This window comes from Exiguobacterium sp. s59, assembly GCF_018617475.1.
GTDB classification, from domain to species: Bacteria; Bacillota; Bacilli; order Exiguobacteriales; family Exiguobacteriaceae; genus Exiguobacterium; species Exiguobacterium aestuarii.
Genome location: NZ_JACSKG010000003.1, coordinates 209571 through 226765, shown reverse-complemented (window position 1 = coordinate 226765; position 17195 = coordinate 209571). Strand labels below are relative to the sequence as shown.

Sequence of the window (17195 nt, the reverse complement as noted above, 5' to 3'; positions counted from 1 at the left end):
ATGTTGAACGCCTCGATTCGTGAACAGTTTCCGATTTTAGATCAGGAAATCAATGGACACCCGCTCGTTTATCTTGATAGCGCGGCGAGCTCACAAAAGCCGCTCGCTGTCATCGAGGCGATCGAGGACTATTATCGTCGCAACCATTCGAACGTGCATCGTGGCGTCCATACGCTCGGGACGCAAGCGACGGATGCGTATGAGGGAGCACGCGAACGCGTCCGCTCTTTCATCCATGCGGCGGTTCCTGAAGAAATCATTTTCACACGTGGAACGACGACGGCCATCAACTTGGTTGCGTCGAGCTACGGAGATGCGAATGTCGGTGAAGGCGACGAAATCGTCCTCACTCCGATGGAACACCACGCGAACTTAATCCCATGGCAACAACTCGCCAAGCGAAAAGGCGCGACGCTTCGATACGTCGAGCTCACGCCGGACGGACGTGTCACACTCGATGCGGTTCAAGCGGTGTTATCGGATCGTACGAAAATCGTCGCGATGAGTCACGTCTCAAACGTGCTCGGTACGATTAACCCGATTGCCGAAGTCGCTCAACTCGCGCATGAGTTGGGTGCCGTCATGGTCGTCGATGCCGCACAAAGTGCACCGCATCGAAAATTGGACGTCCAAGCACTCGACTGTGACTTCCTTGCCTTTTCTGGACATAAGATGCTCGGACCGACTGGAATCGGTGTCTTATACGGGAAGAAACAACTCCTCAAAAACATGGAGCCGGTCGAGTTCGGTGGCGAGATGATCGATTATGTCGATTTGTATGAATCGACGTGGAAAGACATCCCGTATCGTTTCGAAGCGGGTACACCGATTATCGCTGGAGCAGTCGGTCTTGCGGCAGCCATCGATTTCTTAGAAGAAATCGGTCTGGAGAACGTCGAAGCACACGAACGTGAACTCGCGTCTTACGCGATCGAGCAGATGAAAACGATTGAAGGGATTGAGATTTACGGTCCTGAAGATCGCGTCGGTCTCGTCACGTTCAACTTGAAGGACGTGCATGCGCACGACCTTGCGACCGTTCTCGATATGCAAGGCATCGCGGTTCGTGCCGGTCACCACTGTGCACAACCACTCATGCGTCTTTTGAAGCAATCATCGACGGCACGGGCGAGCTTCTATTTGTACAACACAAAAGAAGAGGTCGACCGTTTCATCGAGGGATTACGTCAAACGAAGGAGTATTTCAATTATGAGTTTTAATAATCTCGACATGTTGTACCGCCAGGTCATCATGGATCACTATAAAAACCCAAGAAACCGTGGCGTCATCGAAGATGGCGTGACGGTGGACTTGAACAACCCGACGTGTGGGGACTCACTTCGTCTTCAACTACAAGTCGAAGACGACATCGTCAAAGATGCGAAGTTTGAAGGGGAAGGCTGCTCGATCAGTCTCGCCTCGGCATCGATGATGACCCAGATCGTCAAAGGGAAAACAGTGGAAGAGGCGCTTCAACTCGCTAACATCTTCTCTGAAATGGTTCAAGGCAAAGAGTACGACACGGATACGTTTGACCTCGGTGATATCGAGGCGCTCTCAGGCGTATCGAAATTCCCGGCTCGAATCAAGTGTGCCACGCTCGCGTGGAAGGCGCTTGAAAAAGGAGTAGACGAGGACGCGTAAGGAGAAGGAGGAGACCGATATGGCAAAGAACATGCCGGAAATTGGCGATTATAAATACGGCTTCCATGATCGGGACGTTTCGATTTTCCGTTCAGGCCGCGGCTTGACGACAGAAATCGTAGAGACGATCTCGCGCATGAAAGAAGAGCCACAATGGATGCTCGACTTCCGTTTGAAGTCGTTGGATCACTTTAACAAGATGGCGATGCCGACATGGGGCGGAGACCTCTCGGCACTTGATTTCGACGAAATCACTTACTATGTCAAACCATCTGAGAAGACAGAACGCTCATGGGACGAGGTACCAGAAGAAATCAAACGTACGTTTGACAAGCTCGGTATCCCAGAAGCAGAGCAAAAATACTTGGCAGGTGTCTCGGCTCAGTATGAGTCTGAGGTTGTCTACCACAGCATGCAAGAAGACTTCGAAGAAAAAGGTGTCATCTTCAAAGATACAGACACTGCACTCAAAGAAGACGAAGAAATCTTCAAAGAGTACTTCGGGAAGTTGATCCCGCCGACGGACAACAAGTTCGCGGCCCTCAACTCAGCAGTTTGGTCGGGTGGCTCGTTCATCTACGTACCAAAAGGCGTGAAACTCGAGCAACCGCTTCAAGCCTACTTCCGCATCAACTCGGAAAACATGGGTCAGTTCGAGCGTACGCTCATCATCGTCGACGAAGGCGCATCGGTTCATTACGTCGAAGGATGTACAGCACCGGTTTACACAACGAACTCGCTTCACTCAGCGGTCGTTGAGATCTTCGTCAACAAAGATGCATACTGCCGTTACACGACAATCCAAAACTGGGCGAACAACGTCTACAACTTGGTAACGAAACGTGCAGTCTGTGAAGCGGGTGGATCGATGGAGTGGATCGATGGAAACATCGGATCGAAACTCACGATGAAATACCCGGCTGTCATCTTGAAAGGGGAAGGCGCACGTGGGATGACACTCTCGATCGCCCTCGCTGGTAAAGGACAGCACCAAGACGCTGGAGCGAAAATGATTCACCTCGCGCCGAACACGTCGTCGTCAATCGTCTCGAAATCGATTTCGAAACAAGGCGGAAAAGTATCGTACCGCGGAATCGTCCACTTCGGCCGTAAGGCGAAGGGTGCTCGCTCGAACATCGAGTGTGACACGCTCATCATGGACAACGAGTCGACGTCAGATACAATTCCGTACAACGAAATCTTGAACGACCAAGTGTCGCTCGAGCACGAAGCGAAAGTCTCAAAAGTGTCAGAAGAGCAACTCTTCTACCTCATGAGCCGTGGGATCTCGGAAGAAGAAGCGACAGAAATGATCGTTATGGGCTTCATCGAGCCATTCACAAAAGAATTGCCAATGGAATATGCGGTCGAAATGAACCGTCTCATCAAGTTCGAGATGGAAGGTTCGATTGGATAATTGCCTGAATGACGGACTCCCTGTAAAAAGGGGTCCGTTTTTTTGTTATGTCCATGCCGTATGTAGGGTATGCTAAAAAGAGAATGATTCATAGAAAGGAAGGATTTATATGACACGTATTCCGCATAAAGATGATATTGACCCGAAAGACATCACCCGCATCGCCGTGATCGGTGCCGGTTGGGTCGGGGTTAGCTTTGCCTATCAATTATCGACGGCGGCCCTTTGTGAAGAGCTCGTCTTAATCGACTCAAATCACGCCAAGGCAGAAGGAGAGGCGATGGACCTGAATCACGGCATCTCCTTCGCCCCGACACCGGTCCGGATTTGGGCAGGCGATTACACGGATTGTAAAGATGCAGACATCGTCGTCATCACAGCAGGTGCGGCGCAAAAACTCGGCCAGACACGGATGGATCTCGTCGAACAAAACGCGAAAGTCGTTCGCACCGTGACACAAGATTTGATGAAGAGTGGGTTTGACGGCATCTTAGTCGTCGCCACGAACCCGGTCGATGTGATGGCCCACGTCGCTTGGAAAGCATCGGGCTTACCGAAAGAACGCGTCATCGGTTCAGGGACTGTCCTCGATACGGCGCGACTCCGTTACAAGCTCGGAGACTACTTCGAACTATCGCCGCGGAACTGCCACGCTTACTATATGGGGGAACATGGGGATACAGGATTTGTCGCATGGAACAACGCCCGCATCTATGGGAAGAGTATCGAAGAACTATTGGCGGAGAATGAGAAATATCAGTTCGAAGACTTGGAAGCGATTTATGCTGATGTGCGTGACGCCGCTTACCAAATCATCGAGCACAAGAACGCCGCCTATTATGCGATTGGGGTCGGCTTGCTTCGCATTATTCGAGCGATTGTTCGAAATGAAAACTCGGTCGTCACGATTGGCGCTCATTTAGACGGCGAGTACGGGGCAAGTGACGTTCATATCGGCGTACCGGCCTTGATTGACCGGAGCGGCATTCGCAAAATCATCGAAATCGAATTGACGAACGAAGAACAACAAAGATTTGATGCTTCGGTACAAGCCATCAAGGCGGGAATCGAGAAGGTCGAACCGGCATCCTAAAAAAAGATCCGACTGCGCAAGCAGTCGGATTGTTGATTAAGACGCCTCTTCTTCGGCGATATCTTTCTTATAATATTTCTCTGAGGTGAAGAACTCAGTCGTCAATCGTTTCACTTCACCGCTGAGTAGTAAGACGGCAATCATGTTCGGGATGAGAATCATCGCGAGCATCAAGTCGAGGAAGTTCCAGATCATTTGGGCGCCTCCAATCGAACCGATGACAATCGAGACAATATAAACGGCCTTCATGATCTTCCCTGCCGTCAAACCGAACAAGTACTCGGCCTGACGTGAGCCGTAAAAGATGATGACGATGATTGTCGAGAGTACGAAGAAAATGAGCGAGATGGTGACGAGTAAGCTTCCCGTATACCCAAAGTATTCACGGAAGGCGATCGTCGTCAACGCCGCAGGGTCTTCCATCGCCCCATCCGCCGTCCAGACACCGGAAGACAAGACGACGAATGCGGTCGTGCTACAAATGATCAACGTATCGATTACGATTCCGATGACCGCCCAGAACCCTTGGCGCACCGGATGATCCGTCTGTGCAGCGGCGTGAGCGATTGGTGCCGTCCCGAGACCTGCTTCATTCGAGTATAGTCCGCGGGCAAACCCCCAACGAATCGTCTCAGCGACTGCAGCTCCGGCGAAACCACCGAACGCGGCTATCGGCTCGAACGCGTAAGAGAAGATGAGACTGAGCACGTTTGGAATTTCAGACAAGTTCATCAACACGATGACGAGTCCGGCTCCAACGTAGACGAGCGCCATACCTGGAACGACAATCTCCGTCACTTTCGCGATTCGTTTCAGACCACCGAAGACGATGATCCCGACAAGTCCGGCGACGAGAATGCCGGTGATGAGCGTGTTTCCGTTGAACGTTTCACGTACTGCGGAGCTGACAGCGTTCCCCTGCACCATGATACTCGGTATGAGCTCGATCATGAGCGCAAAAGCGAACCAAGTCGCGAGCCATTTCCAACGAAGTCCTTTTGATATGTAATAAACAGGTCCCCCGACGAATTCACCGGCATCATTCTTTTCACGATAGTGAACGGCTAGCACGCTCTCTGAGAACTTGATGGCCATGCCGATGATGGCGATGACCCACATCCAGAAGATGGCACCCGGTCCCCCGAACATGATCGCTGCAGGTACACCGATGATGTTCGCGGCCCCGACTGTTGAAGAGAGGGCTGATGTTAACGCCTGTCTCGGGCTTATGTCGCCTTCGCCTTTCGGCTTTTTAAAGATGCTGCCGAATGTTTGCTTGAATATGTAGATGGGATAGCGAAACTGAAAGAAACCAAGTTTAATGGTGAGAAACACACCGGACAAGACGAGTAACGAGATGATCGGCACGCCCCAAAGCCAATTCGAAAAACTCGTGACGATATCGATAATTGCATTCATATAACCACTCCAATTCCATTATTTTACTTAAATACTGTTTCCTAAAGTAAGGACCTCTAAACATCTTTGGCAAAATAAAGGAGGAATATAGAATGAGAGTCGCTAAACATTTAATTGTATCTGGACGTGTCCAAGGCGTTGGGTTTCGTTATTTTTCTCAAGAGACCGCTCGACAATACGGAATCAAAGGGTGGGTACGAAACTTGAATGACGGGACAGTCGAGCTGCATGCAGAAGGAACCGATAAGGAGTTTGATGCTTTCAAACAGGCGTTGAAAGATGGCAATCGCTTTGTCGGCGTCGAACGAATCCAAGAGACGGAAGCGGAGGATCAAGCTTTTCGATCGTTCGACATTCGTTATTAAACGCTTACATCTTCCTTCACATGGAAGGGAGATTTTTTGTGAAATCTACATTTCTAAAAATTAAACCTCAAATTTTAGAGATGGGGTGGTCAAAAGATTTGAAGTGTGTATAATGAAATAGACCAAGCGATGTATTGTCAGAAAATTTAGTTATTATTTTTTTGTTAATTCGTTCGGAATATCAAGTGTATGGAGGTAGTTGTATGAAAAAATCGACATTGTTCCCGTTAGCGTTTACGATTTTTGCTTTATTCTTTGGGGCCGGGAACTTGCTGTTCCCACCAGAGCTCGGCGCCTTGGCGGGGGAAAACCTCGTACCGGCGATGATCGGGTTCGTCATTACGGGTGTCGGTTTACCGCTTCTTGCTTTGTTCGCAGTCGCTCGGGTAGGCGGCGGGACAGATCAAATTGCTCGTTACATTCCAAAACGTCTCGCGCTCGTCTTGACGGGATTGATGTATGTAGCCATCGGGCCATTCTTCGGAATCCCACGTACGGCCGCTGTCACTTATGAGATGGGGCTTGTCCCGTTTCTCGATGCACCTTCTACTTTGACACTTGCGATGAGTTCGACCGTCTTTTTCGGGTTGACGTTCTTCTTGACGCTCCGTGCTCAAAAGTTGATTGAAGTGATCGGACGAATCATCACACCAATTCTCTTGTTCTTGCTCGCAGCGATTGGAATCACGAACCTTGTCGCTCCACTCGGAGAGCCAGGAGCTCCAGCTGAAGGATTTGAGACATGGGTCGGCGCACTCGGACAAGGTTTCCAACAAGGTTATTTGACGATGGATGTATTCGGGGCCCTCGTCTTTGGGGCAATCGTCCTCGTCACGTTGAAAGCCAATGGATTGAGTGACCAAAAAGAAGCGTCTTCACTCCTACGTTCTGCAGGAATGCTCGCGGTTACCTGTTTGATGCTCGTCTACATCTCGCTCGGGTCAATCGGTGCGAATATGACGGTCGCAGAAGGTACAACGAGTGGCGCAAGCCTTCTCCAAGCGTTCGCTGGGACGTCTTACGGACAAGTCGGAATGCTCGCTCTCGGGTTAGCGGTCTTCCTCGCTTGTTTGACAACAGCGGTCGGACTCATCTCAGAGTTCTCACGCTTCATCAGCAATCAGTTTGAATCACTCAAATACCATCATGTCGTCATCGCGACTACATTGTTCGGCTATTTAATCTCACTCGTCGGATTGGGAACGTTGATTCAGATCGCGGTTCCACTTCTCACACTTCTCTATCCGGTCATGATCGCGCTCGTGCTCGTGTCTGTGACAGAGCGTCTTCAGCGCAACCCTGGTGTGGCGATGAAGGCTACCATCTACACGGCGCTCGTTCTCTCGTTGTTTGAAACGTGGAACGGCATCCAGCCGTCAGCGGTCACTTCTTGGATCTCGAGCTTGCCGATGGCGGAAATTGGTCTTGCTTGGGCAGTTCCAACGATGATCGTCTATGTGATCACGCTCCTTCTTCCGAAGGGCACGTCACAAGAATCACTTGCTCAATCACGCATCTCATAAGTCGAGCCCATCCTTTGGTCAAGGATGGGCTTTTTTCTGTCTTATTGTTTGCCCATATGTGAGCTCAAACAGTAAAATGGAAGGATGAAAAGGGAGTGACATGCGTTGACAACAAAACAAAAAAATCAATTGGCGATTCTCATGTTGAATATGTTTATTGCCGTCGCCGGCTTCGGGATTATCATCCCGATTATTCCGGATTACTTAAAGATGATTGGCGAAGGGGGAACCGCCGCAGGACTGATGATTTCCGTATTTGCGGGGGCTCAGCTCGTCATGTCACCGATTGCCGGGAAATGGGCAGACGTGTATGGTCGTCGATTGATGATTATTTTAGGCCTCATCGGATTTACCATTTCGATGGGCGTCTTCTATCTATCGGATAACTTGACGATCCTGCTCGTCTCGCGTGCGATTGGTGGAGTCGGGGCTGCATTATTGATTCCGGCCATCTTCGCCTATGTCGCGGATATCACGACACTCGAACAGCGAGCGCGAGGGAATAGTTATATTTCCGCGGCAATGTCGCTAGGAATTGTCGTTGGACCAGGGATTGGAGGATTTTTTGCCGAGTTTGGGTTAAAGACACCGTTACTCGTCTCAGCAATCGTCTCCTTCATCGCCGTTATTTCCTCAGTGCTTCTGTTAAAAGAGCCGGACCGTGCTCCTTATGTGGCACCGAAAATAAAAGAATCATTACCGACTCAATTGGTCATGTCGACACGGAAACCATACTTCTTCGTGTTGCTGATCAACTTGGTTATGGCATTCGGGCTCATGGCATATGAGTCGGTGCTCGGACTATATGTCAGTGAAATGTTCAGCGCGACACCACAAGAGATTGCCATCATGGTGACAGGGACGGGTGTCGTCAGCGTCATCGTCCAATTGTTCGCGGTAGACCGTCTCGTTGAGCTGATGGGAGAGGTCAAAGTCGTCCTCGCCTTCATCGCGCTCGCGGCGTTTGGTTTCTTATTATCACTGTTTGCAGGAACGTATATGTTGTTCTTTGCGGTGACACTTGTCATTTTCTTGTCGACGTCTATTTTGCGTCCGGTATTGAACACGCTTGTCTCAAAGTTGGCCGGGAACGAGCAGGGACTCGCGATGGGGATGAACAACGCCTATATGAGCATCGGGAACATTTTGGGACCGACACTCGCTGGCATTGCATTTGATATCGATATGCGCTATCCGTTCATCATGGGTCTTGTTTTACTACTCATTACGTATACAGGCACATGGAACTGGTCGAAACGGAAAGCGACCGTCATTTCAGAGTCATAAAAGGAGGACGCTATGATCTACGTTGGTGTGACTGGATGGGGTGACCATGATCTATTATATACGACCCCAGAGGAACGAAAACATAAACTATCGACGTACGCGGGACATTTCCCGACCGTCGAAGTCGACTCAACATTTTATGCGATACAACCTGTAAAGAACTTTGAAAAATGGGATGCTGAGACGCCCGACCATTTCCAATTTGTCGTCAAAGTTTCCCGGGAAATGAGCGGACATGATCGTGAACCGAAAACACCACTTATTGAGTTGTTTGAGCGTTATCGCGTTTCTGTCGAGCCATTAAAGCAGGCTGGGAAGTTACGTGCCGTGCTCGTCCAGCTCCCTCCTTGGTTCGATGTATCAAAACCGCATCTCGACTATTTGCGAACGCTTCGAGCCGAACTCTCTGATTATGAGATTGCCATCGAGTTTCGTAACCCGACTTGGTTCTCTGAAGCGTTCCGAGACCGTACGCTTCAATTTTTAAAGGAGCAACGATTCATCAACACGATTTGTGATGAGCCGCAGACGAAAGAGAGTAGCATCCCGTTCGTGCCGGTCGTGACGCACCCCGAGGTAGCCGTCGTTCGATTGCATGGACGCAATACGTCAGGATGGCTCAAAAAACCGGGAATGACCAGCCAGGAATGGCGACACGTCCGTTGTCTGTATCGCTATAGTGAGGAAGAACTTCAAGAACTCGCTACCTCGCTCCGGGAGATTGACCGTGAAGCGAAAGACGTGTATGTATACTTTAACAACAACTCGGACGGAGATGCGGCTCCGAACGCCAAACGTTTGATTGACATTCTTGGGCTCGAATACGAGCTTGCACCTAGACAAATCAGTCTGTTTTAGAAGGAAGGGATGGCCGTGACGAAACTTACTATTTTTCACTACAATGATCTTCACTCAAAGTTCGACCAATGGCCGAAACTTGTTTCATTTTTAGAGGAACATCGTACGGACAATACGCTTTATTTTGACTTAGGTGATCATGCTGATCGTACACATCCCGCGACAGAAGTGACACGCGGAAAGTTGAACGTTCGATTACTCGAGCGACTCCAACCTACGGCCGTCACCATCGGGAACAACGAAGGGATCACGTTCCCGCACGACTGGTTAGCCGAATTATATGAGGAGGCGACGTTTCCGATTTTACTTGGGAATGTGTATGAAGCGGACGGTTCACGACCAGATTGGGTCGAGGAGACGCTTGTCCTCGAGCGAGATGGTTTGAAAATCGGCTTATTTGGAGTCACAGCCCCTTATGAAGAGTTGTATCCGGAACTTGGTTGGCAAATCGAATCGCCTTACGAAGCGACAAAGCGTGCGTTGGAGCAGTTGGCACATTGTGATGTCATCATCGCACTCAGTCACCTCGGTTTCTTCGGGGATGAGCGATTGGCGGACATGTATCCTGAAATTGACGTCATCCTTGGTGCCCACACGCATCACGTTTTAGATGAAGGCGTCATGACGAACGGGGTACTGATCGCACAAGCCGGGAAATACGGACAGTATGTCGGGGAAGTGACGCTGATACTTGACGGCGCCGAGGTTGTCGAGAAGGAAGCACGACTTCATGAATTATCCCATCAAGCCGAAAGTACAGATACGCTGGCGTTGCTGCGCTCAGAAGGGGCTGAAGCCGAACGTCTCCTCGATATCACCATCGCAGAGACGGAAGGGTATGCATCCGATTGGTTCGGGCATTCCCCGCTCGGTGAATTGCTTGTGGAAGGAATGGTCGATTGGTGTGCGGCAGATGTCGGGATCATCCCGTCAGGTGTCGTCTTAGACGGTCTCGCTCCAGGAAACGTTACGTTGAATATGTTGCATCGGATCTGTCCACATCCAATCAATCCATGTGTCCTGACACTTGACGGTAACACGCTCGAACGCTTCTTACATGACGTAAACGAGGAAACGTTCACGAATATGCACGTCAGAGGCTTAGGATTCAGAGGCACTGTGCTTGGTGAACCAAGTTTGTATCAAATCGAACAGCGGGACGGTCAATACTATGTCATGGGAGAAAAGCTTGAACCGAACCGGACGTATCGTGTCGCAACGGTCGATATGTTGACGTTTGGTCCGCTCCTTCCATACTTAGCAGACCAGCCGAAACGATATTTCATGCCCGAATTATTAAGGGATGTGCTGCGAGAGACAATCGTTGCTCGTCATGAGGTCATTCGAAAAGGATAGAGCCGTCATAGCGGGACATGCTATGATACAAGAGTGGAGGTGGGAGCAATGATTCGAGTGAATCACCACGGATATACCGTCTTAGAAGAGAAGCGCGACGGCTTTGATGAAGAAGCGTTTATCGCCCGATATAGTGACGTGCTTGATAAATACGACTATATCGTCGGGGACTGGGGACACGGACAGCTACGTTTGAAAGGGTTCTATGAACCGCAATCGAAGTTAGCGACGTATGAGAACCGGATTGATCACGTGATGGACTATGTATACGAGTATTGCAATTTCGGATGTCCTTATTTCGTTCTGAAGAAGGAGACGGACATTAACGAAGAAGAGAGTGGTCCTGTCTTTGGTGGAACGAAGCAGAAATTGAAGTTGAAGCGGAAGTTCAACAAGGCTGAAGAGACGAACGCGTAAAGTGCTGAGCAATCAGCACTTTTTTATTACAGTTAATTTCCAAATATTTCGTTTAGGTAAAAAGTCATGACTTAGAGTTTAAGGGTTGGAAAAATGTGATAAATTGTCATTAAGGATAGCTACGTAGTTTTGGTTTTTAGAGTGAGGTGATTGGATGCAACATGTACAAACGACCGTCGGGGATCGGGATGACGTCCATAATCGAATCCATAATCTTGGACTAGGGATACTGGCCATGTTCTTTTTCGGCTTTCATATCATGATGACCTTCTATTTTACGGCGGCAGTCATTCTTTTTGAACTTATTCATGTGTTGATCGTCCGTCGCTTTGAATATGGGCACTCTTTTTTACGGAGCCGCGTATTCAAAGTTACATCTCACCTTGCGTTTTCGCTCGGCGTGTTCTTATTGATTTTATCCATGTCTCAGTTCTTTTTAGGCAATGTCATGATTCGGTAAGTGGAAAGGAAAAAATCCTTTCCCTTTTTTTATGTTTTTTTGAAACGTGTTGCAAACTTTTCACGTACACTGAAGTGAAGACTATAAAAAAGGATGGGTTACAATGAGATCTGAATGGAAACAACATGCACGACAAGCATTGAAAGGAAAATGGTGGCTCATGGCCGGATTGGCGCTTTTGTTCGTCATCGTCAACGGGATTCCACAGTGGTTCGCTCCTGAAATGGATCCTAACTCACCGGAAGCGTTCACTTCGACAGACGCCACGCTAAGTTTCGTGTCGACAATTCTTCAAATCTTGATTGCACCACTTGCCATCGGTTGGTCATGGCTCGCGCTTAACGTATCACGCGGAAATGGCGCATCACTCTCGACATTGTTCAAACCGTTCCAAAAACGTTATGTGAAACATGTCATCACGTCTTTCGTGATGGGTGTGTTCCTTGTATTGTGGACGTTATTGCTCATCGTACCTGGAATCATCAAAGGATTCTCGTACTCGCTTACGCCGTATATCTTACGCGATCAGCCTGAGCTTTCGGCACTCGAGTCGATTACGGAATCGCGGCGTCTCATGGACGGGCATAAGATGGAAGCATTCATGCTCTTCTTGTCGTTCTTCGGATGGTTCCTCGTCGGGATTTTGACGCTCGGAATTGGATTCTTCTTCATCGGTCCTTACTTCTCGACAACGTATGCGACGTTCTATGACTCGATTCGCGACAATCAAGTTGGTTCGGACGAGCCAGTGCACGGAACGGAACAAGGGTTTTAATCAAACAAACGCCTCGCTCATTTCATTGAGCAAGGCGTTTTTTTAGGCGTTGACTTCAGTTTTTTGTAAGTATGGCTTCAATGACAAGTGATGTTCAGCCACGACTTTACGAATCGTGCGTGTCTTCGAGCGCATGACGAGTGACGTCGTCTCGACGATATCATCCGTCAAGAACTTGACACCATCGAGCAACTCACCAGACGTGACACCCGTCGCGGCGAAGATGCAGTCATCGCTCTTGACGAGGTCGTCGAGCGAGAGGAGTTGGAGTGGATCTTCAATTCCCATTGAGATGACGCGAGCTGATTCCTCTTCGTTCATCGGATGTAGACGAGCCTGCATGTCTCCGCCAAGCGCTTTGACAGCGGCAGCTGTGATGACTCCTTCAGGAGCTCCACCTGTACTGATGAAAATATCAATCGGGTTCGATTTGACGGCAGCAGCGATTCCAGCAGACACATCGCCATCTTCGAATAGCTTGACGCGTGCGCCGACATTCATGACGGCTTGACGAAGATGTTCGTGGCGGTCACGGTCTTGCATGATGACCGTTACTTCCTCGATGCGCTTGTTATTATATTTCGCAGCTTTTTCAATGATTGACTCGAGCGGTTCGTCGAGGGAGACTTTCCCTTTTAAGTTTGGACCGACGACAAGCTTGTCCATGTACATATCTGGTGCGTGGAGGAGGGCACCTTCATCCGCAACGGCGATGACGACCATCGCATCTCCAAGGCCTTTTGCGACAATGGATGTTCCTTCGAGTGGATCGACAGCGATGTCAACTTTCGGACCGAATGTCGTTCCGAGTTTTTCCCCGATGTAGAGCATCGGTGCCTCATCGAGTTCACCTTCTCCGATGACAACGGTCGCGTCCATATTGACCGTTCCAAGAACTTCTCGCATCGCTGACGTAGCTGCATCATCGGCCTCGTTCTTTTGGCCGCGTCCGATCCATTTCGATGATGCGAGTGCTGCTGCCTCTGTTGCCCGTACGATTTCTAATGCTAATTCACGTTCCATAGTGTTGTACCCTCCACGTTATCTCTATTCAATGTGTTATACTTTTTACGGCTTAAATCCGTTGATTAGTGTATCACAATGTTATAAATGATGTAAATAGGACAGATTCTTTTCTCCTGACCGAAAAAGCATTAGTATTAACAGCAGGGGGGATTATCATGTATTTTGTGAATAGAGAGAAGATTAATCAGACACTGGAACAGATGGAGACGATGTTAGCGCATACCGATCAATTGAATGGGGATGCGTTCACGGTAGATCTTGCGAAACAGCGAATGGCCGTCCTTCTTATGGAAGGAGTCATCGATGTTGGGAACTCGATGATTGATGGGTTCATTATGCGAGATCCTGGAAGTTATGAAGACATTGTCGATATCTTACTCGATGAGCGCGTGCTCGATGAAACGACGGCGAAAGCGACAAAAGCACTCGTTGGATTACGTGCCTACTACGTTCGTGAGTTTGTGCACGCTGACGCATCAAAGTTTGACGAATGGGTGAAGACGTCGAAACAAGACTTCACGGCATTTTCCGCACAAGTTCGTCGCTACTTAGAAGTCGAGCTTGGACCAGTGTCCGCATTCTTACCTGAAAGCGAGTGATTGGATGGAACCGATTAAAGGATATTTGTTTGATTTAGACGGTACGATGTATGCCGGTACGGAGCCCGTACAGGCAGCTGTCGATTTCGTCAACGAACTAGAAGCGAAAGGCGTCCCATATTTGTTCGTTACAAATAACGCATCGATGACGCAACAGCAGATTGCTGACAAGTTGATTGCGATGGGGGCGAACGTGAAAGCGGAGAACGTTTTGACGAGCGCGATGGCAACGGCTTTTTATATTGAAAAGATGTCTCCGGGGGCAACTGTCTATATGATTGGGGAAGATGGACTTCGTCTTGCGTTAGAATCTCGTGGTTTTCATGTCACGGACGAACCGAAAGCGGACTATGTGGTCATCGGCCTTGACCGACACATCACATATGAGAAGTTGGCACGTGGCGCAATCGCCATCCGTTCGGGAGCTCGATTCATCTCGACAAATGGGGATATCGCGATTCCGACTGAACGTGGATTTCTACCGGGGAACGGGTCGCTCACGTCTGTATTGACCGTGACGACGGAGAAGGATCCTTTCTTCATCGGAAAACCGGAACCGGTCATGATCGACATCGCACTCGACATGATTGGACTAAATAAAGAGGATGTCGTCATGGTCGGGGATAACTACCATACGGATATTTTGTTTGGGATCAATGGTGGCATTCGTACGCTCCATGTCAACTCAGGTGTGCATGGACCGGCGTTTATCCAAGAACAAGAAAAACTCCCAACCTATATGGTCGAGAGTTTAGATGAATGGAAGCACGAAAAAAAGGGATGACGAATGTCTCCCTTTTTGCTTAGAATACTTGTTCTACTTCGACGATGCCTGGTACTTCTTCGATGAGCGCACGCTCAATACCGGCTTTTAACGTGATTGTTGAAGACGGGCAGCTGCCGCAAGCACCCATCAAACGGAGCTTGACGATGCCTTCTTCGACATCAACGAGTTCGACGTCTCCGCCGTCACGAAGCAAGAACGGACGCAATTTATCGAGCACTTCTTGGACTTGATCAAACATTTCCATGGTATCTACCCCTTTCTCGTTCTACTTTATTCTAGCAAGTTTGAGAGTGTTTCTCAATCATTTACACTGAGCGTTTCATCATCGGGAAATCGAAGAATTTTTGTATAATAGATTTGAGGGGGAATAAAGATGAAAATTACGGTATATGGGGCAGAAGTTCAATGTGCAAGTTGTGTCGGTGCACCGAGCTCGACCGAAACGTATGAATGGTTGCAAAGTGCGCTCGGACGGAAGTATCCGGAGAAATCCTTTTCGTTCGAATACATCGATTTCGAACAGAGCGAAGATGAGTTCGCCCAGGCGCTCAAAGAAGACGAATGGTTTTATCCGCTCGTCTTGCTCGACGGGGAAGTGATTGACGAGGGCGTGGTTCAGTTGCGGAAAGTATACGCGGCGATTGAGGCGAAGCAAGTATAATACAATGAAGACAACAGGCGGACCGTGCGAGCGCAAGGTTCGTTTTTTTGTTTACCTATTCTTTTGAAAACAATTTTACAACTTTTGTCTATCGGGATAAACTGAACATAACTTGCATTATTTTTATAATATTTTGAAAATTATACGAATCCATTCATTGAGGAGGACTGTTCAATGTTTGCTCGAAAACGGAATACACCAATCCATTTAGACATCTCGTCACAAATGGAGCACCTGTTGATCGCTTTACCGGATGAGTTAGAACGTCAACGTCAGTTGATTCGCCTCGAACGTGAAGATCTCGCATATTTACGTGCGTATCAACATGAACTACGTCAATTGACGCCGCGTTTAGTGGATGTATTTTACGAGGAGCTCGAAAAAATTGATGAGATGAAAGAGTTGATTCGGCAACATTCGTCCTCGGACAAACTGAAACTCACCCTCTCGAATCACATCATGGAGATGTTTGAAGGGAAATTGAATGAGTCGTATATTAACAGACGTCTTGCCATCGCCAAACGTCACTACTTGATCGGTCTAAAGGGGAAGTGGTATATGGCTGCGTTTCAAAAAATATTTGAGACGCTCGTCTTATCCATCCAAGATGAACGACTTGATGCGGAATCAAAAATGAAGTTGATGATGGCCGTCTCTAAAATCTTTAATTTCGAGCAACAGATCGTGCTCGAAATGTTTGATGATGAGGCCGAGGTCGTTCGTGACCAGATGCAACTCGTAAAAGACGAGATTGGTCAGACAATCCAACAGGCAAGTGAAGACTTAGCGGCGCTCTCTCAAGAAGTCATGGCCAGCTTTCAATCGATGAACGAGCGGGCAGATGATATGAAGCATTCGAGTTCACTCACCCAGACAAAGCTGAGGACGGTACTTCATTCTTCGGTAAGTGGAAAAGACGCCATCTTGTCCGAGACGGGCCGCCTCGACGAGATTACGCGTGACCTTTCGGATTCCGCTCAAGAAATCAAAGCACTTGAAAAGTTGATGAATGAAATTATGACGATTGCGGACTCAGTGAAACAAATCGCAAATCAGACGAACTTGCTCAGTTTGAACGCGGCCATCGAAGCTGCACGAGCGGGGGAGCAAGGAAAAGGATTCCAGGTCGTCGCTTCCGAGGTACGGACGCTTGCGAGTCAGTCCAAACAAGCGGCGGAAGAAGTCGAGGACTTGGTGAAGCGACTCACGAATCAAATGGAAGAGACGTCGACCCGTGTCCTCTCAACCGAGCAAGAGATGAAACAGACGATGGGGCGAATCAATCAAGTGACGGACGCCTTCCTGCAAATCTCGGGGGACTCTGAACATGCGGACGGACAGATGGGTAGCCTCGCCGGGGATATCGATGAGATTGTCGAGTCGATTGCCGAGCTAAAGCGGGCGACGACGCAGATAGCGACGTCTTCGACACAGCTGATGGATACGGCGCAACGTTTATAGAAGTATGGAATCAACGTAAAAAACGAACCGAGTCGCTTCGAACGAC

Annotated in this window: 19 protein-coding genes; 16 read left to right on the top strand and 3 right to left on the bottom strand. The window is 48.9% G+C overall.

Annotated features, from left to right (window positions below; all coding sequences use genetic code 11):
* The 4 genes from KNO91_RS07105 (at position 1) to KNO91_RS07090 (ending at position 4155) form a co-directional block, all read left to right on the top strand.
* The gene (locus KNO91_RS07105) at positions 1-1221 is read left to right on the top strand and encodes a cysteine desulfurase (RefSeq protein WP_214817202.1); all 1221 of its coding nucleotides are present in this window, start codon (positions 1-3) and stop codon (positions 1219-1221) included.
* Entirely contained in the window at positions 1211-1645 is a 435-nt protein-coding gene (gene sufU / locus KNO91_RS07100) for a Fe-S cluster assembly sulfur transfer protein SufU (protein WP_026825487.1), read from the top strand. Before KNO91_RS07105 ends, sufU begins: the two co-directional genes overlap by 11 nt.
* A 19-nt stretch (positions 1646-1664) precedes the next feature.
* Positions 1665-3062 carry a Fe-S cluster assembly protein SufB gene (sufB, locus tag KNO91_RS07095; RefSeq protein WP_012726850.1) on the top strand — a complete coding sequence of 466 codons (1398 nt, stop codon included), beginning with the start codon at positions 1665-1667 and terminating at the stop codon, positions 3060-3062.
* 109 nt (positions 3063-3171) lie between these two features.
* Positions 3172-4155, top strand: coding sequence for an L-lactate dehydrogenase (locus tag KNO91_RS07090; RefSeq protein WP_214817200.1), 984 nt, complete (start codon positions 3172-3174; stop codon positions 4153-4155).
* 36 nt (positions 4156-4191) lie between these two features.
* Here the strand turns inward: KNO91_RS07090 and KNO91_RS07085 are convergent, their stop codons facing one another.
* Entirely contained in the window at positions 4192-5574 is a 1383-nt protein-coding gene (locus tag KNO91_RS07085) for an alanine/glycine:cation symporter family protein (RefSeq protein WP_214817197.1), read from the bottom strand.
* A gap of 92 nt (positions 5575-5666) precedes the next feature.
* On the opposite strand from KNO91_RS07085, the gene KNO91_RS07080 reads away from it, so the two are divergent.
* The 8 genes from KNO91_RS07080 to KNO91_RS07045 all read left to right on the top strand — a co-directional run bounded on the left by KNO91_RS07080 (position 5667) and on the right by KNO91_RS07045 (position 12615).
* The gene (locus KNO91_RS07080) at positions 5667-5939 is read left to right on the top strand and encodes an acylphosphatase (RefSeq protein WP_214795535.1); all 273 of its coding nucleotides are present in this window, start codon (positions 5667-5669) and stop codon (positions 5937-5939) included.
* Between the two features lie 203 nt (positions 5940-6142).
* Positions 6143-7462: a branched-chain amino acid transport system II carrier protein gene (gene brnQ / locus KNO91_RS07075; RefSeq protein WP_214795536.1), complete on the top strand. Its 1320-nt coding sequence runs from the start codon at positions 6143-6145 to the stop codon at positions 7460-7462.
* Between the two features lie 105 nt (positions 7463-7567).
* Positions 7568-8749: an MFS transporter gene (locus KNO91_RS07070; protein WP_214782026.1), complete on the top strand. Its 1182-nt coding sequence runs from the start codon at positions 7568-7570 to the stop codon at positions 8747-8749.
* Positions 8750-8761: 12 nt separating this feature from the next.
* Positions 8762-9607, top strand: coding sequence for a DUF72 domain-containing protein (locus KNO91_RS07065; RefSeq protein WP_214787130.1), 846 nt, complete (start codon positions 8762-8764; stop codon positions 9605-9607).
* Positions 9608-9616: 9 nt separating this feature from the next.
* Positions 9617-10963, top strand: a complete 1347-nt coding sequence (locus KNO91_RS07060) for a bifunctional metallophosphatase/5'-nucleotidase (protein WP_214817195.1) — start codon at positions 9617-9619, stop codon at positions 10961-10963.
* A 48-nt stretch (positions 10964-11011) separates the two neighbouring features.
* Positions 11012-11380, top strand: a complete 369-nt coding sequence (locus KNO91_RS07055) for a YutD family protein (RefSeq protein WP_214817193.1) — start codon at positions 11012-11014, stop codon at positions 11378-11380.
* Between the two features lie 154 nt (positions 11381-11534).
* Positions 11535-11840 carry a hypothetical protein gene (locus KNO91_RS07050; RefSeq protein WP_214795544.1) on the top strand — a complete coding sequence of 102 codons (306 nt, stop codon included), beginning with the start codon at positions 11535-11537 and terminating at the stop codon, positions 11838-11840.
* Between the two features lie 103 nt (positions 11841-11943).
* Positions 11944-12615: a DUF975 family protein gene (locus KNO91_RS07045; RefSeq protein ID WP_214817191.1), complete on the top strand. Its 672-nt coding sequence runs from the start codon at positions 11944-11946 to the stop codon at positions 12613-12615.
* A gap of 42 nt (positions 12616-12657) precedes the next feature.
* Here KNO91_RS07045 and glpX read toward each other — a convergent pair whose 3' ends face one another.
* Positions 12658-13638: a class II fructose-bisphosphatase gene (gene glpX / locus KNO91_RS07040; RefSeq protein WP_214817189.1), complete on the bottom strand. Its 981-nt coding sequence runs from the start codon at positions 13636-13638 to the stop codon at positions 12658-12660.
* Between the two features lie 158 nt (positions 13639-13796).
* Here glpX and KNO91_RS07035 point away from each other — a divergent pair, with 158 nt between their 5' ends.
* A complete protein-coding gene (locus KNO91_RS07035; protein WP_214817187.1) occupies positions 13797-14240 on the top strand; it encodes a DUF86 domain-containing protein in 444 nt (147 codons plus the stop codon).
* A gap of 4 nt (positions 14241-14244) precedes the next feature.
* Complete coding sequence (locus tag KNO91_RS07030) at positions 14245-15024, top strand: TIGR01457 family HAD-type hydrolase (RefSeq protein WP_214817185.1); 780 nt, start codon at positions 14245-14247, stop codon at positions 15022-15024.
* 19 nt (positions 15025-15043) lie between these two features.
* Here the strand turns inward: KNO91_RS07030 and KNO91_RS07025 are convergent, their stop codons facing one another.
* Positions 15044-15271 (bottom strand): NifU family protein, encoded by a 228-nt coding sequence (locus KNO91_RS07025; protein ID WP_012726833.1) that lies wholly within the window; start codon positions 15269-15271, stop codon positions 15044-15046.
* A gap of 129 nt (positions 15272-15400) precedes the next feature.
* On the opposite strand from KNO91_RS07025, the gene KNO91_RS07020 reads away from it, so the two are divergent.
* Together KNO91_RS07020 and KNO91_RS07015 are read left to right on the top strand one after the other, a co-directional pair.
* Complete coding sequence (locus tag KNO91_RS07020; RefSeq protein ID WP_214817182.1) at positions 15401-15688, top strand: YuzD family protein; 288 nt, start codon at positions 15401-15403, stop codon at positions 15686-15688.
* Positions 15689-15862: 174 nt separating this feature from the next.
* Positions 15863-17149: a globin-coupled sensor protein gene (locus KNO91_RS07015; protein ID WP_214817179.1), complete on the top strand. Its 1287-nt coding sequence runs from the start codon at positions 15863-15865 to the stop codon at positions 17147-17149.
* The last annotated feature ends 46 nt before the right edge of the window (positions 17150-17195 follow it).